The sequence below is a fragment of the Micromonospora krabiensis genome, assembly GCF_900091425.1.
GTDB lineage: Bacteria > Actinomycetota > Actinomycetes > Mycobacteriales > Micromonosporaceae > Micromonospora > Micromonospora krabiensis.
The window spans coordinates 3,703,965-3,723,250 of the sequence record NZ_LT598496.1; the positions used below are offsets into that span (position 1 = coordinate 3,703,965).

At 73.2% G+C, this 19,286-nt stretch carries 19 protein-coding genes; 8 read left to right on the forward strand and 11 right to left on the reverse strand.

Features of this window, described 5'->3' with window-relative positions:
* Nucleotide 1: 1 nt before the first annotated feature.
* Nucleotides 2–1,186 (reverse strand): ABC transporter substrate-binding protein, encoded by a 1,185-nt coding sequence (locus GA0070620_RS16745; RefSeq protein WP_091592002.1) that lies wholly within the window; start codon nucleotides 1,184–1,186, stop codon nucleotides 2–4.
* Nucleotides 1,187–1,395: 209 nt separating this feature from the next.
* Here GA0070620_RS16745 and GA0070620_RS16750 point away from each other — a divergent pair, with 209 nt between their 5' ends.
* From GA0070620_RS16750 to GA0070620_RS16765, 4 genes are all read left to right on the forward strand, one after another.
* Nucleotides 1,396–1,908 carry an Lrp/AsnC family transcriptional regulator gene (locus GA0070620_RS16750; RefSeq protein WP_091592004.1) on the forward strand — a complete coding sequence of 171 codons (513 nt, stop codon included), beginning with the start codon at nucleotides 1,396–1,398 and terminating at the stop codon, nucleotides 1,906–1,908.
* A gap of 147 nt (nucleotides 1,909–2,055) precedes the next feature.
* Nucleotides 2,056–3,402: an aspartate aminotransferase family protein gene (locus GA0070620_RS16755; RefSeq protein ID WP_091592006.1), complete on the forward strand. Its 1,347-nt coding sequence runs from the start codon at nucleotides 2,056–2,058 to the stop codon at nucleotides 3,400–3,402.
* Between the two features lie 5 nt (nucleotides 3,403–3,407).
* Nucleotides 3,408–4,784 carry an NAD(P)/FAD-dependent oxidoreductase gene (locus GA0070620_RS16760; protein WP_091598873.1) on the forward strand — a complete coding sequence of 459 codons (1,377 nt, stop codon included), beginning with the start codon at nucleotides 3,408–3,410 and terminating at the stop codon, nucleotides 4,782–4,784.
* A gap of 99 nt (nucleotides 4,785–4,883) precedes the next feature.
* Entirely contained in the window at nucleotides 4,884–5,240 is a 357-nt protein-coding gene (locus GA0070620_RS16765) for a nitroreductase/quinone reductase family protein (protein WP_231921824.1), read from the forward strand.
* 11 nt (nucleotides 5,241–5,251) lie between these two features.
* Here GA0070620_RS16765 and GA0070620_RS16770 read toward each other — a convergent pair whose 3' ends face one another.
* Nucleotides 5,252–5,617 (reverse strand): DUF3499 domain-containing protein, encoded by a 366-nt coding sequence (locus tag GA0070620_RS16770; RefSeq protein ID WP_091592008.1) that lies wholly within the window; start codon nucleotides 5,615–5,617, stop codon nucleotides 5,252–5,254.
* Nucleotides 5,618–5,782: 165 nt separating this feature from the next.
* Here GA0070620_RS16770 and GA0070620_RS16775 point away from each other — a divergent pair, with 165 nt between their 5' ends.
* Nucleotides 5,783–6,232: a metallopeptidase family protein gene (locus GA0070620_RS16775; RefSeq protein WP_074316962.1), complete on the forward strand. Its 450-nt coding sequence runs from the start codon at nucleotides 5,783–5,785 to the stop codon at nucleotides 6,230–6,232.
* Nucleotides 6,233–6,388: 156 nt separating this feature from the next.
* Here GA0070620_RS16775 and GA0070620_RS16780 read toward each other — a convergent pair whose 3' ends face one another.
* From GA0070620_RS16780 to GA0070620_RS16805, 6 genes are all read right to left on the reverse strand, one after another.
* On the reverse strand, nucleotides 6,389–6,646 hold the full coding sequence (locus GA0070620_RS16780; RefSeq protein WP_007455784.1) for a WhiB family transcriptional regulator: 258 nt from the start codon (nucleotides 6,644–6,646) through the stop codon (nucleotides 6,389–6,391).
* Between the two features lie 469 nt (nucleotides 6,647–7,115).
* Complete coding sequence (locus GA0070620_RS16785) at nucleotides 7,116–7,454, reverse strand: phospholipase (RefSeq protein WP_091598878.1); 339 nt, start codon at nucleotides 7,452–7,454, stop codon at nucleotides 7,116–7,118.
* A 14-nt stretch (nucleotides 7,455–7,468) separates the two neighbouring features.
* The gene (locus tag GA0070620_RS16790) at nucleotides 7,469–8,860 is read right to left on the reverse strand and encodes a DUF4331 domain-containing protein (RefSeq protein ID WP_091592010.1); all 1,392 of its coding nucleotides are present in this window, start codon (nucleotides 8,858–8,860) and stop codon (nucleotides 7,469–7,471) included.
* 124 nt (nucleotides 8,861–8,984) lie between these two features.
* The gene (locus tag GA0070620_RS16795) at nucleotides 8,985–9,263 is read right to left on the reverse strand and encodes a hypothetical protein (RefSeq protein ID WP_091592012.1); all 279 of its coding nucleotides are present in this window, start codon (nucleotides 9,261–9,263) and stop codon (nucleotides 8,985–8,987) included.
* Between the two features lie 166 nt (nucleotides 9,264–9,429).
* A complete protein-coding gene (locus tag GA0070620_RS16800) occupies nucleotides 9,430–11,937 on the reverse strand; it encodes a bifunctional FO biosynthesis protein CofGH (RefSeq protein ID WP_091592014.1) in 2,508 nt (835 codons plus the stop codon).
* Between the two features lie 122 nt (nucleotides 11,938–12,059).
* Entirely contained in the window at nucleotides 12,060–13,025 is a 966-nt protein-coding gene (locus GA0070620_RS16805; RefSeq protein WP_091592016.1) for a hypothetical protein, read from the reverse strand.
* A 98-nt stretch (nucleotides 13,026–13,123) separates the two neighbouring features.
* Here GA0070620_RS16805 and cofD point away from each other — a divergent pair, with 98 nt between their 5' ends.
* Nucleotides 13,124–14,071 carry a 2-phospho-L-lactate transferase gene (gene cofD / locus GA0070620_RS16810; RefSeq protein WP_091592018.1) on the forward strand — a complete coding sequence of 316 codons (948 nt, stop codon included), beginning with the start codon at nucleotides 13,124–13,126 and terminating at the stop codon, nucleotides 14,069–14,071.
* On the forward strand, nucleotides 14,068–15,162 hold the full coding sequence (locus GA0070620_RS16815; RefSeq protein WP_091592019.1) for a coenzyme F420-0:L-glutamate ligase: 1,095 nt from the start codon (nucleotides 14,068–14,070) through the stop codon (nucleotides 15,160–15,162). Before cofD ends, GA0070620_RS16815 begins: the two co-directional genes overlap by 4 nt.
* 12 nt (nucleotides 15,163–15,174) lie before the next feature.
* On the opposite strand, the gene GA0070620_RS16820 is transcribed toward GA0070620_RS16815, so the two are convergent.
* Entirely contained in the window at nucleotides 15,175–16,179 is a 1,005-nt protein-coding gene (locus tag GA0070620_RS16820) for an ArsR/SmtB family transcription factor (RefSeq protein WP_091592021.1), read from the reverse strand.
* A gap of 303 nt (nucleotides 16,180–16,482) precedes the next feature.
* Entirely contained in the window at nucleotides 16,483–17,529 is a 1,047-nt protein-coding gene (locus GA0070620_RS16825) for a hypothetical protein (RefSeq protein WP_091592023.1), read from the reverse strand.
* Between the two features lie 39 nt (nucleotides 17,530–17,568).
* Here GA0070620_RS16825 and GA0070620_RS16830 point away from each other — a divergent pair, with 39 nt between their 5' ends.
* The gene (locus tag GA0070620_RS16830; RefSeq protein WP_091592025.1) at nucleotides 17,569–18,171 is read left to right on the forward strand and encodes an NUDIX hydrolase; all 603 of its coding nucleotides are present in this window, start codon (nucleotides 17,569–17,571) and stop codon (nucleotides 18,169–18,171) included.
* Here the strand turns inward: GA0070620_RS16830 and GA0070620_RS16835 are convergent.
* Nucleotides 18,140–19,228, reverse strand: a complete 1,089-nt coding sequence (locus GA0070620_RS16835; protein ID WP_091598881.1) for a mannose-1-phosphate guanylyltransferase — start codon at nucleotides 19,226–19,228, stop codon at nucleotides 18,140–18,142. The two genes, GA0070620_RS16830 and GA0070620_RS16835, sit on opposite strands and share 32 nt — an antisense overlap.
* Nucleotides 19,229–19,286: the final 58 nt, after the last annotated feature.

The window sequence follows — 19,286 nt, forward strand, 5'->3', positions numbered from 1 at the left end:
GTCAGGCCCCGATGACCTGCTGGAACTTGCCTTCGTACTCGCGCTCCTGCTTCTCGTCCAGGGCCATGAACACCTTGGACTTCGACAGCATCGCCTCGTCGGGGAAGATCAGCGGGTTGGCGGCCAGCTCGGGATCGATCTTCTCCATCTCGGCCTGGGCACCCTGGACGGGGCAGATGTAGTTCACGTACGCGGCCAGCCGCGCGGCCACCGCCGGCTCGTAGTAGTAGTTGGCGAGCTGCTCGGCGTTGCCCTTGTGGGTGGCCTTGTTGGGGACCAGCATGTTGTCCGACCAGAGCATCACCCCGGACTCCGGCACCACGAACTTGACCGACTCGTCCTCGAAGCCGAGCTGGATGACGTCGCCGGACCAGCCGACGCACGCGGCGATGTCGCCCTTGGCCAGGTCGGGAGCGTAGTCGTTGCCGGTGAACTTGCGGATCTGTCCGGAGTCGACGGCCTTCTTGAGCTTGTTGAGCGCGTCGTCGAACTGCGCGGCCGTGAAGTTGGCCGGGTCGTGGCCGTTGGACTGGAGCAGCAGCCCCATCGTGTCGCGCATCTCGGACAGCGCGGTCACCTTGCCCTTGAGGTCGGGGCGGGTGAGCAGCTCGTCGACCGTACGCAGCTCCTTGGTGACCTTGCCGTTGTAGGCGAGGCCGGCCAGGCCCGACTGCCACGGGACGGCGAACTGGTTGTCCTTGTCGAAGGAGCGGCCCTTCAGCGACGGCAGCAGGTTGGCCTCGACGTTCGGGATCTTGGACTTGTCGAGCTTCTGGATCCAGCCGAGCCGGATCATGCGGGCGGCCATCCAGTCGGTGAGCACCATGATGTCCCGCCCGGTGGACTGACAGCCGGCGAGCTGGTTCTGCACCTTGCCGAAGAACTCGTTGTTGTCGTTGACGTCCTCGGTGTACGTGACCTCGATGCCGGACTTGGCGATGAACTCGTCGAGCGTCGGCCGCTTCGACTCGTCCTTGTCGTCCACGTCCATGTACTGCGGCCAGTTGGAGAAGGCGAGCTTCTTCTCGGTGCCGGAGAGGTCCTCGCTCACGCAGCCGGCCTCGGTCTGCTGTGCGCCCTTGGTGCCGCAGCCGGCCAGCGAGCCGCCGGCGGCGAGCAGCGCGGCCGAGCCGAGGGTGCCGGTGAGCAGACCACGCCGGGAGAGGGGCCGGAGGGGACTACGCATGTGACGACTCCTTAAGGGGTCATCGTCGGCGGCGGGGACGGGGGTGACGCAGCCGGCGGGAGGGTCGAGTGCGATGGAGGACTGATCCTGACATGGGGTGACCCTCCTTACAAGGGATTCCGTTGCGGGATTAGCTCTAGACGACGAAATACGCCAGACTGCGCGAGGCACTAGGCTAACCGCGCGGGAACGGACATGGGGAGCGGTCGATGACCAACCGGCAGCAGGAGAACGGCAACGGCGGACGGCGGATCGCCGTGCGTGACGGTGCCAGTCACGCTCTGCTCGACGACGTGGCCAAGCAGATCATCGAGCAGCTCCAGGAGGACGGCCGCCGCCCGTACGCGACCATCGGCAAGGCCGTCGGGCTCTCCGAGGCGGCCGTGCGGCAGCGGGTGCAGCGACTCCTCGACGCCGGCGTCATGCAGATCGTCGCCGTCACCGACCCGCTCCAGCTCGGCTTCCCGCGGCAGGCGATGATCGGCCTGCGCACCGACGGCGACCTCGAGGCGGTGGCCGACCGCCTGGCCGAGCTGGAGGAGGTCGACTACGTGGTGATCACGGCCGGCTCGTTCGACCTGCTCACCGAGGTGGTCTGCCGCAACGACGACCACCTGCTGGAGATCCTGCAACGACTGCGGGCCGTCGAGGGCGTGCTCTCCACCGAGGCGTTCGTCTACCTCAAGCTCCGCAAGCAGACCTACACCTGGGGCACCGCGTGATGCGGATTCCGTCGACGGGACATTAATGCGGCGCTGAATCCGTCGCGTTTAGGCTTGTTCACTTGCCTTATCGGCATCGCCTGTGGGATAACCGTGGGCAGAGCGGCCGGTGTCACCCCTGACCGGCCCGAGACCGATGGGGCTGACATGGCCAACGCCACCGACCACCTCTGGATGCACTTCACCCGGATGGCGAGCTACTCCGCCGGCGAGGTGCCGACCATCGTGCGCGGCGAGGGCGCGTACGTCTGGGACTCGCAGGGCCGCCGCTACCTGGACGGGCTGGCCGGCCTGTTCGTCGTCAACGCCGGCCACGGGCGCACCGAGCTCGCCGACGCCGCCGCCAAGCAGGCGGCCGAGCTGGCCTACTTCCCGCTCTGGTCGTACGCCCACCCCAAGGCCGTCGAGCTGGCCGAGAAGATCTCCACGCTCACCCCGGGTGACCTCAACCGGGTCTTCTTCACCACCGGCGGCTCGGAGGCGGTCGAGGCGGCCTGGAAGCTCGCCCGCGCCTACTTCAAGCGCACCGGGCGGCCCACCAAGCACAAGGTGGTCAGCCGCTACATCGCCTACCACGGCACCTCGATGGGCGCCCTGTCCATCACCGGCCTGCCCGGCATCAAGAGCGACTTCGAGCCGCTGGTGCCCGGCGGCATCAAGGTGCCGAACACCAACTTCTACCGGGCGCCGGAGCACGGCGACTCGCCCGAGGCGTTCGGCCGGTGGGCCGCCGACGAGATCGGGCGCGCGATCGAGCGCGAAGGGCCGGACACCGTCGCCGCGGTCTTCCTGGAGCCGGTGCAGAACTCCGGCGGCTGCTTCCCGCCGCCGCCCGGCTACTTCGAGCGGGTCCGCGAGATCTGCGACGCGTACGACGTGCTGCTCGTCTCCGACGAGGTGATCTGCTCCTGGGGTCGGCTCGGCGAGTACTTCGGTGCCGTCCGCTACGGCTACCAGCCCGACATCATCACCACCGCGAAGGGCATCACGTCCGGCTACGCCCCGCTCGGGGCGATGATCGCCAGCGACCGGCTGATGGAGCCCTTCCTCACCGAGACCGGCATGTTCGCCCACGGGGTGACGTTCGGCGGCCACCCGGTGTCCTGCGCGGTGGCCCTGGCCAACCTGGAGGTCTTCGCTCGGGAGGACCTGGTCGGGCACGTCCGCGCCAACGAGGCGGCGTTCCGCGCCACCCTGGAGAAGCTCACCGACCTGCCGATCGTCGGGGACGTCCGGGGCGACGGCTACTTCTACGGCATCGAGCTGGTGAAGGACAAGACCACCCGGGCGACGTTCGACGAGGCCGAGTCGGAGCGCCTGTTGCGCGGCTTCCTCTCCACCGCGCTGTTCCAGGCCGGGCTCTACTGCCGCGCCGACGACCGCGGCGACCCGGTGGTGCAGCTCGCCCCGCCGCTGATCGCCGACCAGCAGCAGTTCGACGAGATCGAGCAGATCCTCCGGGCCGTGCTGACCGAGGCGTGGCAGCGTCTCTGACCGCCGTGTCCTACCAGGAGCTGTCGTACTGGCTGTCCACGGTGGACGAGCCGCTGACGCCGCGCCCGGCGCTGCCCGGGGAGACCGACGCGGACGTGGTGATCGTGGGCGCCGGCTACACCGGGCTGTGGACGGCCTACTACCTGGCGTCCGCCGACCCCACCCTGCGCATCGTCGTGCTGGAGCGGGAGATCGCGGGGTACGGGGCGTCCGGCCGCAACGGCGGCTGGTGCTCCGCGCTCTTCCCCACCTCGCTGACCGGCCTGGCCCGCCGGCACGGCCGGGACGCGGCGGTCGCCATGCAGCGGGCGATGCGGGAGACCGTGCGCGAGGTCGGCCGGGTCGTCGCGGCCGAGGGCATCGACTGCGACTGGGCGTCGGGCGGGACGGTCGTGCTCGCCCGCACCGACGCCCAGCTCGGTCGCGCCCGCGCCGCGGTCGAGGAGGCGCGGGCCTTCGGCTTCGGCCCCGACGACCTCGCGCTGCTCGACGCCGGCGAGGCCGCGGCCCGGTGCGGCGCCGAGGGCGTACGCGGCGGGACGTACACACCGCACTGCGCGGCCGTGCACCCGGCGAAGCTGGTGCGGGGGCTGGCCCGGACGGTCGAGCGGCTCGGCGTGACCATCCACGAACGCACCCCGGTACGCGAGATCCGGCCGGGCGCCGCCGTCACCCCGGTGGGGGTGGTCCGCGCGCCCGTGGTGGTGCGGGCCACCGAGGGCTGGACGGCGGCGCTGCCGGGCCTGCGGCGTGCCGTGGTGCCGGTCTACTCGCTGATGGTGGCCACCGAGCCGCTGCCCGCGCAGACCTGGGCGCGGATCGGGCTGGCCGACCGGGAGACGTTCTCCGACCACCGGCACGTGATCATCTACGGGCAGCGCACGGCGGACGGTCGGCTGGCCTTCGGCGGCCGGGGCGCCCCCTACCACTTCGGGTCCCGGGTCCGGCCCGGCTACGACCGCGAGCCGGCGGTCTTCGACGCGCTGCGTCGTACGCTCGGCGAGCTCTTCCCGGTGCTCGGCCCGGACGTGCCGCTGACCCACCGGTGGGGCGGGCCGCTCGGGGTGGCCCGGGACTGGACCGCCTCGGTGGGGCTGGACCGGACGACCGGGCTCGCCTGGGCGGGCGGGTACGTCGGCGACGGCGTCTCGACCACGAACCTCGCCGGTCGTACGCTGGCCGACCTGATCCGGGGCGTGGCGAGTGACCTGACCGCGCTGCCCTGGGTGGGGCACCGGTCCCCGCGCTGGGAGCCGGAGCCGCTGCGCTGGCTCGCGGTGAACGCCGGCCTGCGGGTCATGCTCTCGGCGGACGCGGCGGAGGCCCGCAGCGGGCGACCCTCCCGCCGCGCGGCGGTCTTCGGCCGCTTCCTCGGCCACTGAACCTGGGCCGGGACCGCCGCAGCCCCTTTCCGGAACCGGCACCCCCACGGCGTCCGGCTCCCTAGCCTGACAGGCAGGAGCACCCGGAGGGAGGCCAGCATGAGCACGGAGGCGGTCATGGCCGCGTTCGACGGCCAGCAGGAGATCGAGCTGACGGTGACGGGGCGCAGGAGCGGGCGGCAGATCAGCCGGCCGGTGTGGTTCGTCCAGGAGGAGCAGAGCATGTTCCTCGTGCCGGTGACCGGCTCGGACAGCCACTGGTACAAGAACGTCCGGCAGACACCGATGGTGCAGGTGGCGGCGAACGGGACCTCGGTGAGCGCGCCGGCCACACCGATCACCGAACCGGACCAGGTCGACCACGTGGTGGCGATGTTCCGCGACAAGTACGGCGCGGACCAGGTGGCGAGCTACTACCCGAAGCACGACGTCGCCGTGCAGGTGCCGCTCGGCTGAACCGGAGCCGGTCAGACGTTCGGGGGGATGACCCGCAGGTGGCCGCGACGGCCCGTCGAGTGGGCCTGCGGGTCCTGGCGGTCGTCCTCCGGCGGGCGGGGGGTCGGCCGGGCCGCCTCACGGACCGCCTCGGCCAGGGCGACCAGGTCGTCGGTGGTGGGCGGCGGCGGCTCGAACTCGCCCTCGTGACGCACCACGTCCCAGCCCCGGGGAGCGGTCAGGCTGCGGGCGTGCGGCTCGCAGAGGTCGTACGTGTGGGGCTCGGCGAAGGCGGCCAGGGGGCCCACCACGGCGGTCGACTCGTTGTAGACATAGGTCAATGTGGCGACCGCTTGCCGGGGGCAGCCGTTACGGGAGCAGCGCCGTGGTGACCTCACGGCGGCAGGGTATCTCCATTACCGGGTCCGGCGCACCGCTTCGCGTTGCGACACGCCCGTCATGGTGATCACAGTTGCGGTACCCGGCGGGCCGTCCCGGCTCCGGCGCGCCCGACCGGCGGCGCTGCCGCAGGCCAGGCCGGCGCGGGGGCTACCCTTTGCCTCATGACGAGCCCGGAACACCGCCGCCCCGGCTCCGGCCGGCGGGCGCACCGCGACCGGCACGGCCGCGGCCTGCGCGGACGGCTGGTGCCGGCCACCGTGCCGCTGGCCCGGACGAAGGCCGAGGTCTTCGACGACCTGGTCCTGGACACGGTCGAGACGTTGGAGCGCCGCTTCGCCAAGGAGTTGGCCGGGGTCGAGTTCGCGGTCGAGGACGTCCCGCCCGACCTGAACGTGTACGACTCCGACGTGCTGGAGGACGGCGAGGTGCCGCTCGCCCGGCTCCTGCCCGGCCGCCCGGGCCGGCAGGAGGTGCCGCCCCGGATCGTGCTCTACCGCCGGCCGTTGGAGTTCCGGGCGATGGACCGCGAGGACCTCGCCGACCTGGTGCACGACGTGATCATCGAGCAGGTGGCGAACCTGCTCGGGGTCGACCCGGACGAGCTGGCGTGAGCAGCCTGGTTGCCGCGCGCTGTCCGGCTGACTTGCTCTGTCCGGCTGGCGTGAGCGGCCCGGCCCCCACCGGGCCGCTGAGCGCCGTCGTGCCGGCTCGACGCCGGCGAGCGGTCTGAATCCGGGCGGCCCCCACCGCCCGGGCCCGACCGTCGGTCAGGCGGCCCGCCGCTTCAGCTTCCGCCGTTCCCGCTCGGAGAGCCCGCCCCAGATCCCGAACCGCTCGTCGTGGCCGAGAGCGTATTCCAGGCACTCCGTCTTGACCTCACACCGCGAGCAGATCCGCTTCGCCTCGCGGGTCGAACCGCCCTTCTCGGGAAAGAACGCCTCGGGGTCGGTCTGCGAGCACAGCGCTCGCTCCTGCCACTCCGGCGCGTTTCCGAGCAGGTCGGCCACCTCAAGCTGGCCGTCCATCAAATGCCTCCTTGTCGCGCACCGGCGTCATCGCCGCTGCAACCCCCCACGCGAAAGGCGTGCTTGTCCGTCCGGTCCCGTTTTGATGCGTTCCGTGCGAACAACCCCATTCAAATTACACGCGTGTAATGCGTGCGCCGTCAAGCCAAACTTGATAATGGAGTCGCCCTCCCGACACGCCCCGGACGGCCATCCGACCACCCGACCCTCGCAACCTGCCCTATCGATTCAGACCCCGGCCGAGTAACGCCCTCTCCGGCGAGTTGCCGCAGTTTTCTCCCGTGGCGCCCCTGCGCCGGCCCGTGTCGCGCAGCCGGGCGACCCGCCACGGGGGACGGTCACGACCGCAATGCTGATCTTGGTGGCACAGGTTAACGCGACTCGTGCGAGACCGCCCGTCGAGCGGGAAACAGCGACCGCGCCCCGTCCATCATGTGGACAGGGCGCGGCGCGCGGACAGGGCCGCGGCTCAGCCGGAGCCCGCACGAAAGCCGCTCGGCCAGGTGAACTCGGCGACCGCTCCCCCCTCGACGGAGACCGTTCCGGCCGACGTGCGCTCGTCCCACCAGACGGTATAGCGACCGGCGGGCAGGTCCGGGTAGACGGCACTGTGGAAGGTGCCGTCCCGCACCCGACGCTCCCGCACCGCCGCGTGCGTACGCGCCGCGTCGACCGGGTCGGCCGGGCTGACCTCGATTTCTCGGCCGTGCAGGTCGCCTCCCGTGTAGATGATCAGGGCACCGGTCTGCCCGCCCAGGTCGAGGACGACGGTGCCGGTCTCCGTCGGCCCGTACGCGTGCCGGTGCACGCCCCGCTCCCCGCTCACGCCGCGGACGGGTTGCCGAACCCGTCGTACGGTGTGGCCAGGTAGGGGAAGGCGGCCAGGAACGGCGCGGTGACGTCGGCGGCGCTCAACCCCGGCGTCACCGTGGCGGCCGCCGCGTCCGGGCGGAACGTGGGGTCCACCAGCGGCACGGTAAGCCCGGCGATCGCGCGCAGCGCGATGGTCACCACGTCGTCACCGACCCGGCGACCGTTCGGGAAGCCCGCCAGGTCGCCGCCGAGCACCCCGAACCGGTCCGGCTTCCGGGTGGGCGGGATGGCGGTGTTCAGGCGCAACATGTCGGCCTGGACGTCGCCTGTGGCGTTGGTGAAGCCGTCGACCAGCCCCTCCGGCACACCGGTCAGCAGCAGCGCGACCAGGTCCGCGCGCGGTTTCTTCGCCTTGCCGAGCCGGTCCAGGTTGGGGAACACCCCCGGGTAGAGGGCCGGCAGCAGGGCGGCCAGCTCCGGCTGCTCGACGAACCGGGCGAACCGCTTGTCCTCCGACGGCGGCAGCGAGTTCCACAGGTCCTTCCTGGACATCGGCACGATGACCTCGTTGAACAACGGGTTACCGAGCCGGGACACCTGCGCGAAGGGGCCGGTGGCCACGTCCGCGCCCGGCTCGCCGCCCCGCACCCGCACCTGCCGACGCGAGGCGGACGTCCACACGCCGATCACCGACGCCCGGTCGGCCACGCCGTACCGGTTGGCGCGCCGACGGACCAGGTTCAGCGGCACCTGGAGCGCGATGGTGTGCACGTTCATCCGGTCGGTGGCGTTGACCGGCTCCCCCTCGGCCGCGAAGACCTTCTTCCCGGCCACGTGCAACTGCTGGAACGGCCGCAGCGTACCCAGGTCGAAGACCGCGCCCAGGTCCACGAAGAAGCCGTCCGCGCGCTGCCCGGCGAACACCCGCTCACCCGTCGAGAGGCTGAACGTCGCCTGGCGCACCAGATCGGCGTACGTCGGCGTGGACAGCGGGCCCACGTTGCACGGTGGGCAGGGCAGCTTGTGCGCCAGCCGGTGCTCCCGGCCGTCGACCACCCGGGTCAGGCTGTAGAACTGCCGGCGATTCCAGTTCCGGCTGTCCAGCGAGTCGATCGGCCCGGTGTTGTAGAGAAAGCTGTTCGGATTGGTGATCTCGGTCGTGAATTCGAACCGGTAGGTGACATCGGGGCGGGCGTCGCCGTCGTTGTCGATATGGATCTCGTACCGCACGTCGTCGCCGAACTCGAAGAAGTTCGGGCCGCCCGACGGCAGCTGCAACGGCACGTAGTTGGCGATCAGCGTGACCGTGTCGGGCCGGTCGGGGCTGACGAACGCGTACAGGTCGGCGGAGTCGGCGACCGGATCCTTGGCTATCTCCGGTGCCTCACGGTGGGAAGACATGACGGACCAACCTCACTGGGCGGGGGGGGACGGGTCGAGGGCCGGACCGGCGGGCGTCAGGCCGCGCCGAGCCGGGAGCTGACCGGCCGGGACGGCGCCGGCCGGGAGAGGGTGCCGGGGCGGCTCAGCGGCGGGCGGCGCGCTTCAACCGGTCCGCGAGGGCACGGTCGCGCACCTCGATGCGGGACGTGCCGACGAAGACGTCCAGGGTGCCGGAGGCGGCGTCCCGCAGGTGCACGACGATCGGACCGTCCGTGTCCCCGTCGGCGGTCGGGGCATTCTGTGCGGCCGACAACCCGGGCACGGTGAGCGCGGCGGCACCGAGCGTGGCGCTCGCCGCCGCCGTCAACGTCTGCCGGCGGGTCAGGCGCGGCCAGGGCCGCTTCCGCTCTTCACTGGTCATGGGCAACCTTTCCGGCGGCGCGGGCACGCCCGCGATGACGGACGGGAGCCGGCGACGCACCGCCTGACGGCCGCCGCCGGCCCCGCCTGGGAGCGCCGGCGACGGTCCTCGCCGTCACCGCCACCGGCGACCGGGGGTACGGCCGCCGGAGCGGAAAGGTTCGATCTCAGCCGTGGATGTGACCGTACGCGGTGGTGCGCCGACGCGCCGGTCGCCCGGCCGCCTCCGCGATCGCCCGCAACTGCTCCTCCGTGCGCGCCGACCCGTTCGCGGAACCGGCCATCCGGGAGATCGTCTCCTCCATCAGCGTGCCGCCCAGGTCGTTGCAGCCGCCCTGGAGCATCGCCACCGTGCCGGCGTCACCCAGCTTCACCCACGAGCACTGGATGTTGTCGATCCGCCCGTGCAGCAGCAGCCGGGCCATGGCGTGCACCACCCGGTTCTCCCGCCACGTCGGCCCCGGCCGGGCGATGCCGGCCAGGTAGATCGGGGCGTTGGTGTGCACGAACGGCAGCGCCACGAACTCGGTGAAGCCCCCGGTACGGTCCTGCACGCCGGCCAGGACGCGGAAGTGGGCCAGCCACTGCCCGGGGTGGTCGACGTGGCCGTACATCATCGTGGAGCTGGACCGGATGCCCAGCTCGTGGGCCGTGCTGACCACGTCGACCCAGGCGGCGGCCGGCAGCTTGCCCTTGGTCAGCACCCAGCGGACCTCGTCGTCGAGGATCTCGGCGGCGGTCCCCGGGATGGTGTCCAGGCCGGCCTCGCGCAGCTGCGTCAGCCACTCCCGCACCGGCACGCCGGCCTTCGCCGCCGCGGTCACGATCTCCATCGGCGAGAACGCGTGCACGTGCATCCCCGGCACCCGGCCCTTGATCGCCCGGACGATGTCGGCGTAACCGGTGACCGGCATCTTCGGGTCGATGCCGCCCTGCAGGCACACCTCGGTCGCACCCGCCGCCCACGCCTCCTCGGCCCGGTCGGCCACCTGGTCCACCGAGAGCCGGTACGCGTCCGCGTCCCGCTCCCGCTGGGCGAAGGCGCAGAACCGGCAGCCCACGTAGCAGACGTTGCTGAAGTTGATGTTGCGGTTGACCACGTACGTGACGTCGTCGCCGACGGTCGCGCGCCGCACGTCGTCGGCGATCCGGCAGAGCTCGTCCAGCGCCGGCCCGTCCGCGCCGAACAGGGCCAGCGCGGCGTCGGTGTGCCGGGGCTCCAGCAGGGCGGCCGGGTCGTCGGCGGCCAGCCGCAGCGCGGCCCGCAGGTCGTGGTCGCCGGCTCCGGCCGGCGCGGCGGTCACCTTCGTGGCCACCTCCGCCCAGTCGCCGTAGACGCTGTCGAAGTCGCCCCGGCGGTCCGTCGTCCGGCCGGCGGTGTCGATGGTGACGTGCAGGTCGGTGCGCCCACCGAACACCTCGTCCGGCTCCTGCCACGGACGGCCGACCGGGCGGGCGTCCTCGATTGCCAGGCCCGTCTCCGGGTCGGCCAGCGCGGTGACGTGCGCGAGCACGCGCGGGTCGAGCCACGGGTCGCCGGCCCGGACGTACTCCGGGTAGACGGTCAGCCGCTCCCGCAGCGTGAAACCGGCCTCCGCCGTACGCCGGGCCAGGTCGTCCAGGTGCGGCCAGGGGCGCTCCGGGTTCACGTGGTCCGGGGTCAGCGGCGACACCCCGCCCCAGTCGTCGATGCCGGCGCGCAGCAGCAGGTCGTACTCGCCCTCGATGAGGTTCGGCGGGGCCTGGATGCGCGCCCGCGGGCCGAGCAGCACCCGGGCCACCGCCACCGTGGCGGCCAGGTCGTGCAGCTCCGCGTCCGGCATGCCGCGCATCGCCGTGTCCGGCTTGGCGCGGAAGTTCTGCACGATCACCTCCTGGAGGTGGCCGTACTCCCGCTGCGCGCGCCGCATCGCGAAGATCGCGTCGACCCGCTCCGCGTGGGTCTCGCCGATGCCGATCAGGATGCCGGTGGTGAACGGGACGCCGACGCGGCCCGCGTCGTCGAGCACGCGCAGCCGTACCGCCGGCTCCTTGTCCGGCGAACCGAAGTGCGGGCCACCCGGCTCGGACCACAGCCGCGTCGCCGTGGTCTCCAACATCATCCCCATGCTCGGCGCCACCGGCTTCAGCCGCTGCAGCTCCGACCAGGACAGCACGCCCGGGTTGAGGTGCGGCAGCAGCCCCGTCTCCTCCAGCACCGCCACCGCGCAGGCCCGCAGGTAGTCCAGGGTGGAGTCGTAGCCCCGCTCGTCCAGCCACCGCCGGGCCGCCGGCCAGCGCTCCTCCGGCCGGTCACCGAGGGTGAACAGCGCCTCCTTGCAGCCCTGCGCCGCGCCCTCCCGGGCGATCGCCAGGACCTCGTCCTTCTCCAGGTAGGCGGCCGGCAGCCGGTGCGGCACGGTGGCGAAGGTGCAGTAGTGGCACCGGTCCCGGCACAGCCGGGTCAGCGGGATGAAGACCTTCTTGGAGTACGTGACCACGCCCGGCCGCCCGGCCTCGCGCAGCCCGGCGTCACGGATCCCGCCGGCGACGGCGAGCAGCTCGTCCAGGCTCTTGCCGCGGGCGCCGAGCAGCGCGGTCGCCTCGTCAACGTCCAGCGCCCGACCTGTCGCGGCCCGGCGCAACGCCCGGCGGACACTCGCCTCGGTCGGGCCGGAGTCGGTGCGATCAACCATCCGCTCAGACTAGGCGGTGATCGGAGCGGCACGCGCCGCCCCCGCGTCGAGCGACCCCGCTCACGCGAAGAGTGGCCTCCCGGCGTGGGGCGGCCACTCTTCGCGTGACAGTGGGCGCGGGGTCAGCGTGGGGTGTCCGGGTCGTCGCCCGGGTTGATGCGCTGGGTGCGGTCGCTCTCGCCGTCCGTGGGGCGCGGAATGGCCTGGGTGGGCTCAGCCGGCTGGCGCGGGATGGCCTGGGTCGGGTCGGCCGACGGAGGCTGCCCGAACGGCGGCGCGGCGGGCGGGACGGGATTGGCCGGCGGGGCCGACTGCGGCGTGGGGTTGAACGGCGGCGCCGACTGCGGGGGCGCGCCGAACGGCGGGGCCGGCTGGCCGTACGCCCCGGGCTGACCGGCGTGCGGCGTCACCGGATAGCCGCCGGGCTGGCTCGGCGCCGCCCAACCACCGGGCTGGTTGGGGGCCGGATACCCGTGGGGCTGCCCCGGAGCGGGCTGGCCGGGAACGGGGTGACCCCCGGGCTGGCCGGCGCCGGGCCAGCCCCCGGGCTGCTGCGGCCAGCCGGGCTGCGGCGACCCGTACACGCCGGGCTGGGGCTTGGGCTTCGGCACGTAGTACCAGGCCCGCCAGATCGTGAAGACCACGTACGCGGCGACGGCGAAGATCGCGAGCCACGCCAGCCGGGTGAGCAGGCCGAGCAGGACCTCGAGCAGCTCACCCTCGGCGAGCCGGCCGACCGTCCAGATCAGGAACGTGAGGGCCCCGAAGAGGGCGCTGGCGGCGTACTCGGCGAGCGCCACCTGGGTGATCAGTTTCGCCTTCGGCACCACCGGTTGGAGGTGCGTGGCGAGCAGCACGGCCAGCACCGGCAGCGCCACCGCCTCGAGACCGACGAATGCGAAGTACGCGTCACCCGCCCGCCCGGTGAAGGAACCGTAGTCGGTCGGGGTCAGCAGGCGGAGGAGGCCGACGAAGAGCAGCACGGCGTTCGCGCCGAGCAGCACGAGCGCGGCCAGTTCGCGTAGCGGCTTGGTCAGCTGGCGGGCCTGCGACGCGTCCGTGGACGCGGGCTCGGCGGGGCTGGTCACGTGCTCTCCCTGGGGCGAAAGCGGACAGTTGCCGACGTGAGCCTAGTCTCCCCGGCCAGTGGCGGACCGCAGGCGTCGCGTGCGCGAGGATGGTCGGTATGCGCATCGTGGTTCTCGCGGGCGGCATCGGAGGCGCCCGGTTCCTGGTCGGGGTGCGGGCGTACGCCCGACAGGTGGGCGCCGAGGTGACCGCCGTCGTCAATGTCGGCGACGACCTGTGGCTGCACGGCCTGAAGATCTGCCCGGACCTGGACAGCGTCATGTACACCCTGGGCGGGGGCGCCGACCCGGAGCGCGGCTGGGGGCGCGTCGGGGAGAGCTGGACGGTCAAGTCGGAGCTGGCCGCGTACGGGGCGGAGCCGTCCTGGTTCGGGCTGGGCGACAAGGACATCGCCACCCACCTGGTGCGCACGACCATGCTCAACGGCGGCTACCCGCTCTCCGCGGTGACCGAGGCGCTGGCGACCCGCTGGCAGCCCGGCGTACGCGTGCTGCCGGCGACGGACGAGCGCCTGGAGACGCACGCGGTGGTGGACCTCGACGGCGGCCAGCGGGCGATCCACTTCCAGGAGTGGTGGGTGCGGTACCGCGCGGACGTCCCGACGCACCGGTTCGTCTTCGTCGGCGCGGAGACCACCAAGCCCGCGCCCGGTGTGCTGGACGCGATCAGCGCGGCCGACGTGGTGCTGGTGGCGCCGAGCAACCCGGTGGTGAGCATCGCGCCGATCCTGGCCGTGCCCGGCCTCCGCGAGGCGGTGACCGACGGTCCGGCCCCGGTGGTGGGCGTGTCGCCGATCATCGGCGGCGCCCCGGTGCGTGGGATGGCCGACCGCTGCCTGGCGGTGCTGGGCGTCGAGTGCAGCGCCGCCGGGGTGGGTGGGCTCTACGGTGCCCGGTCGGCGGGTGGCCTGCTGGACGGCTGGCTCGTCGCCGAGGAGGACGAGGGCACCCTGGTGCCCGAGGTGACGGTCCGCGCGGTCCCGCTGCGGATGACCGACGAGGCGGCGACGGCGGCGATGGCCCGCGCCGCGGTGGAGTTGCGGTGAGGCTGGAGATCCTGCCGGTGCTGGGCATCGGCCACGTGTCCGAGGGAGACGACCTGGCGGCGGTGATCGCCACCGCGGCGCCCTGGCTCCGTGACGGGGACGTGCTGGTGGTCACCAGCAAGATCGTCTCGAAGTCGGAGGGGCAGCTCGTTGACGTGCCGGCGGACGGGCCGGAGCGGCAGACCGCCCGGGACGAGGTGCTGGCGGCGGAGACCGCCCGGGTGGTCGCCACCCGGGGCGCGACGCGGATCGTGCAGACCCACCACGGCTTCGTGATGGCCTCGGCGGGCATCGACGCGTCGAACGTCGACAAGACGCGGCTGGTGCTGCTGCCGAAGGATCCGGACGCCTCCGCCCGGGCGCTGCGCGCGGCGCTGCGCGCGCGCTACGACCTCGACGTCGCGGTCGTCATCAGCGACACCATGGGTCGGCCCTGGCGTAACGGGCTCACCGACGTGGCGCTCGGCGTGGCCGGCATGTCTGCCCTCCGCGACCACCGGGGCGAGGTCGACCCGTACGGCAACGAGCTCCAGCTGACCCAGATGGCGGTGGTCGACGAGCTGGCCGCCGCCGGTGAGCTGATCAAGGGCAAGATCGACCAGGTGCCGGTGGCCGTGGTGCGCGGCTACCTGACCGCCGCCCGGCCCGACGAGGACGAGGCCGGCGCCGCCGTGCTGGTTCGCGACGCCGCGCAGGACCTGTTCTCCCTCGGCACGGCCGAGGCACGGACCGCCGGTCTCGTCGCCGCCATGACCCTGCCGGACGGCCCCGGCGACACGCCCGCCGACCCGGCCGCGGTGCGGCGGGCGATCGACGCGGTGGCCGGCGTGGTCGCGCCGGGCACGGTGTTCACCCTGGTGGCCGACGACGACGACGTACGCGCCGGTCTGGTCGCCGCGGTGCCCGGCTGGCCGGACCGGGCCACCACCCTGGTCCTCGGCTCGCCGCCGACGCCGGTGGACACGACCGACCTGGTCCGCTTCGGCGCCGACGTGCACCGGTTGCGCGTCGCCCTGGCGGTGGAGGGCGTCCCGTCCCTCCTGCTGCCCCCGCCCGCCGGCAGCACGGCGAGCGCCGCCCTGGCCCTCTGACGCCCCACGGGGTCAGGCTTTGAGCACGGCTCGGCCCAGTGGGGTCAGGGTGTGCAGGACGGTGTTGCGGTCGCGGTGGCTGACCAGCAGCCCCGCGTTGCGCAGCACCGTCGCGTGCTGGCTCGCCGCCGCCGCCGAGATGTTCAGCCGCCGGGCCATCTCGCCGGTGGTGCAGCCGTCGTCGCTGACCTCCAGCACAGCCGCCCGCGTACGACCCAGCAGCGCCGCCAGCGCCTCGTGGCCCGGCGTCGCCCCGGCCGCCCCACCACCGTCACCCCCGGCGGGCGCCAACCCACCCAGCCGGTCCACCGGGTAGACCAGGACCGGCGGCAACGCCGGGTCGAGCAGTGCCACCGGCGTACGCGCGCAGAAGAACGACGGCACCAGCAGCAGCCCTCGGCCGTCGAGGTGCAGCTCACGACTGTGCGGGTAGTCGCGGACCTCCAGCAGGCCGGCCTCCCAGCGCATCGCCGGCCGCAGGCTGTTGAGCAGCCCCTCCACGCCCCCGTCGAGCAGGGCGCGGGCCCGGCGGCTCCGGTCCGCCTCGACGGCCGCCTGGATCCGCGTCCAGTACGGGCTGATCGCCAGCGACCGGTACTGCTCCATCGAGTCGGTCAGCATCCGCAGCACATCCGGCTCGCCCCGGGCCAGCGCCGACGCCGACGAGGGCAGCGGATTCTCGCCGGCGAGCACGGTCAGGTCCCGGTGCAGCAGCGGGGTGGGCGTGCTGCGGACGGCGTCCAGGCCGGCCTCGAAGCCGCCGACACTCTCGTACGGGGTGAGGAAGTCGGGGAAGTAGCCGCGTGGCGGGTTCAGCGCGAAGAGGAGGCGCAGCTGGTCCGCGTTGCCGTCGTGGCGCAGCCCACGGGCCACCGTCCGGCGCCAGGTCGCCATGAGCGGATCCCGGCTCCGGCCCTGCAACAGGTGCAGGCTCAGGACCAGCTCCCAGACCGGGTCGGCGGCCGGCGCGACCCTGGTCCGGAGGATGTCCTCCCCAGAAAAGTAGATCTTCAGCATGGTGCGCTCCCGCTCGCCCGGCGAGGGTTACCGGGCGACCTTTCGCACTCTACCGGCCCGGCAGTTATCTCCATCTTTAAGCGTGGGCTGAAAAACCTCGACGCCCCCGGGCCCGGTTGGGCATGCTTCCACTGCCCGTGAATGGTGTCGGGCGCGTTCGACGCGCACCGACACCGGGCACCGGGGCCGGGGAGGGCCGGCGACCGGGCGGCACCACGAGGGTCTGCGGCCCTTGCACCGCAGGGGTGCCGCCCGGCCGCACCGCCGGGCCGACCGTTGGCGCTGCGCCGGGCCGAGACCCGCTCACGCCACCCAGAGCGCCACCCGGTGATCCTCGTCCGTGACGTAGAAGCACTGTCCGTGCAGCTCGGCCAGGCCCTCCACGTGATGGAACGGCGCGAGGTCGGCCACCAACTCCCCGGGTAGCAGGTGCCCCTGCGCCGCCGGGTCGGTGGGCAGCCGGAAGCGGACGTGCCGGGACGTCACATCACCGCCCTTGGGGTGGTCGTCGAGCAGCACCGACCCCTTGCCCAGCGCGTCGATCGAGCCGATCACCGCCACGTAGCCGCCGTCGTCGGCCGGCGCGATCGCCCGGAATCCGGTCAGCGCGCCGGGCGGCGTCACCCCGGTCAGGGCGTACGCCCGCAGCGCCCTCGGCCACACGGGCGTTCCCTCGAACATGGCCGGGACACCGGCCAGCTCCACCAGGATCGGCTCGCCGTCCGTGGTGACCGGGAAGCGCAGCCCGAGCAGCACCGTCCCGGACGGGGTGAACGCCGCCGCCTCCACGTTCAGCGGCAGGTCGTCCGGGGCCAGCCGGCTCACCCAGCTCTTCGCCCGGGCGGTGCCCCGGGCCAACGTCTCCACGATGAAACGGGCACGCACCCGCTCACCCGGTGGCAGCGGGGTGAGCGCCGCGCCGGCGAGCGCGTCGTTGACCGCCCGGTGCACGCGGAACCGGTTCCGCACCACCCGCAGCGGGACCGGGCCCGTTGCGGCGTCGTCCTCCCGGAACCGGGCGACGAATGCCCGTCGCGGCCGCAGCGGCCCGGACTTGGAGCCGAAGTGCGAGCCGAAGACGTACACCCAGCCGTCGTGGTGGGCGAGCGCCTCACCGTCCTCGGTGCGGCCGTTCTCCGCGCCGGCGTCGGCGGCGACGAGGTGGGACATCCAGACGCCGTCCTCGCGCTCCAGCAGCAGGGCGAGGCAGCGCTCGACCGGCCCCTCGTCCAGCACCGTCCAGAAGCCACGGCGGGCGCCGTGGGCCCGCAGCAGCGCCGCGGAGCGTACGGGCAGCAGGTCGCTCGCCTCGTTGCCGCCGACGACGAACTCCACGAGTCGCAGGGTCACCAGGCCAGCGTAGGCGGGGCCGGCTCGTAGAGTGTCGCCATGCCCGACGCCTCGACCGCGACCGCACCGGCCGGCACGTACGCGGACCTGCACGCCGACGCGATCGCCCTGCTCGACGGTTGGACGCCGACCAGCGGCACCGCCGCCGTCGCCCGGGACCGCACCCTCGCGCTCCTCGACGCCGGGCCGGTGGCGATGAGCCGCGCCCACCGACCCGGGCACGTCACCGCCAGCGTGCTGGTGTTCGACGCCACCGGCAGCCGGGTGCTGCTCTGCCTGCACGGCAAGCTGCGGCGCTGGGTGCAGCTCGGTGGGCACTGCGAGCCCGGCGACCGCACGCTCGCCGACGCCGCCCTGCGCGAGGCGACCGAGGAGTCCGGCATCCCCGGCCTGGTGATCGACCCGGTGCCGATCGACGTGGACATCCACCCGGTCAGTTGTCAGGGCCCGTCCGCGCACCACGACGTCCGGTTCGCCGTCCGGGCACCCGCCGAGGCGGTGGAGCGGGTCAGCGACGAGTCGGCCGCGCTCGGCTGGTTCCCGCCGGACCACCTGCCCGAGCCGCTGGCGGGCGGGACGGCACGACTCGTCGCGCCGGCCCGCGCGGCCCTCAGACGTAGTCCTCTTCGCCCCGCTCCTTGAGCTCGTCGACCACGGCCTTCACGTCCTGGGCCCGGTCGCGGGGGCAGACCAGCACCGCGTCCGGTGTGTCCACCACGATGAGGTCGTGCAGCCCGATGGCCGCCACCAGCCGCCCCGAGTGCGGCACCACCACCAGGCCGCTGCTGTCCCGCAGCAGCACACCCGGCTTCGCCCCGCCGAGGACCACGTTGCCGGCCGGGTCGGCCGGCAGCACGTCACCGAGGGTGTGGAAGTCACCGACGTCGTTCCAGCCGAAGTCGCCGGGCACGGTGGCCACCCGACCGGCCGTCGCCGCGCCCTCCATCACCGCGTAGTCCACGGAGATCTTCGGCAGGGTCGGCCAGACCGCGCCGAGGACGTCGTCCTGCTCCGCGGTCCCCCAGGCGGACGCGATCGCGGTGACGCCGGCGTGCAGGGCCGGCTGCTGACGCGCCAGCTCGGCAAGGAAGACGTCCACCCGCCACACGAACATGCTGGCGTTCCAGAGGTGCCGGCCGGAGCGAACGTACGCCTCGGCCACGGCGGCCGCCGGCTTCTCCTTGAACTCGGCGACCATGCGCAGCTGGCCGTCGCCGAGCAGTTCACCGCACTCCAGGTAGCCGTAGCCGGTCTCCGCTCGGGTGGGGGTGATGCCCACCGTCATGAGCAGCCCACGCTCGGCGCCCCGCATCGCCTCGCGCACCGTCTCCGCCCAGCGCAGCGGGTCACCGATGAGGTGGTCGGCGGCGAACGAACCCATCACCGCGTCCGGGTCCCGCAGCGCGATCACCGCGGCGGCCAGCGCGATCGCGGCGCAGGAGTCGCGCGGCGACGGCTCCACCAGGATGTTCTGCTCGGGCAGGCCGGTGAGCTGGCGCGCCACCGCCGCCACGTGCGCGGCCCCGGTGACCACCAGCGTCCGCTCCGGTGTGGTCAGCGGCGCCAGCCGCTCCACCGTGGCCTGGAGCAGGGAGGCGGAGGACCCGGTGAGCGGGTGCAGGAACTTGGGGTGCCCGGCCCGGGACAACGGCCACAGTCGTGTGCCGCTGCCGCCGGCCGGGATGACCGCGTAGAGCATCAGCACATCATGCCCGACCGGCGCACGGCCGGATGGGCGGATAGCGGGGCCATCCGGG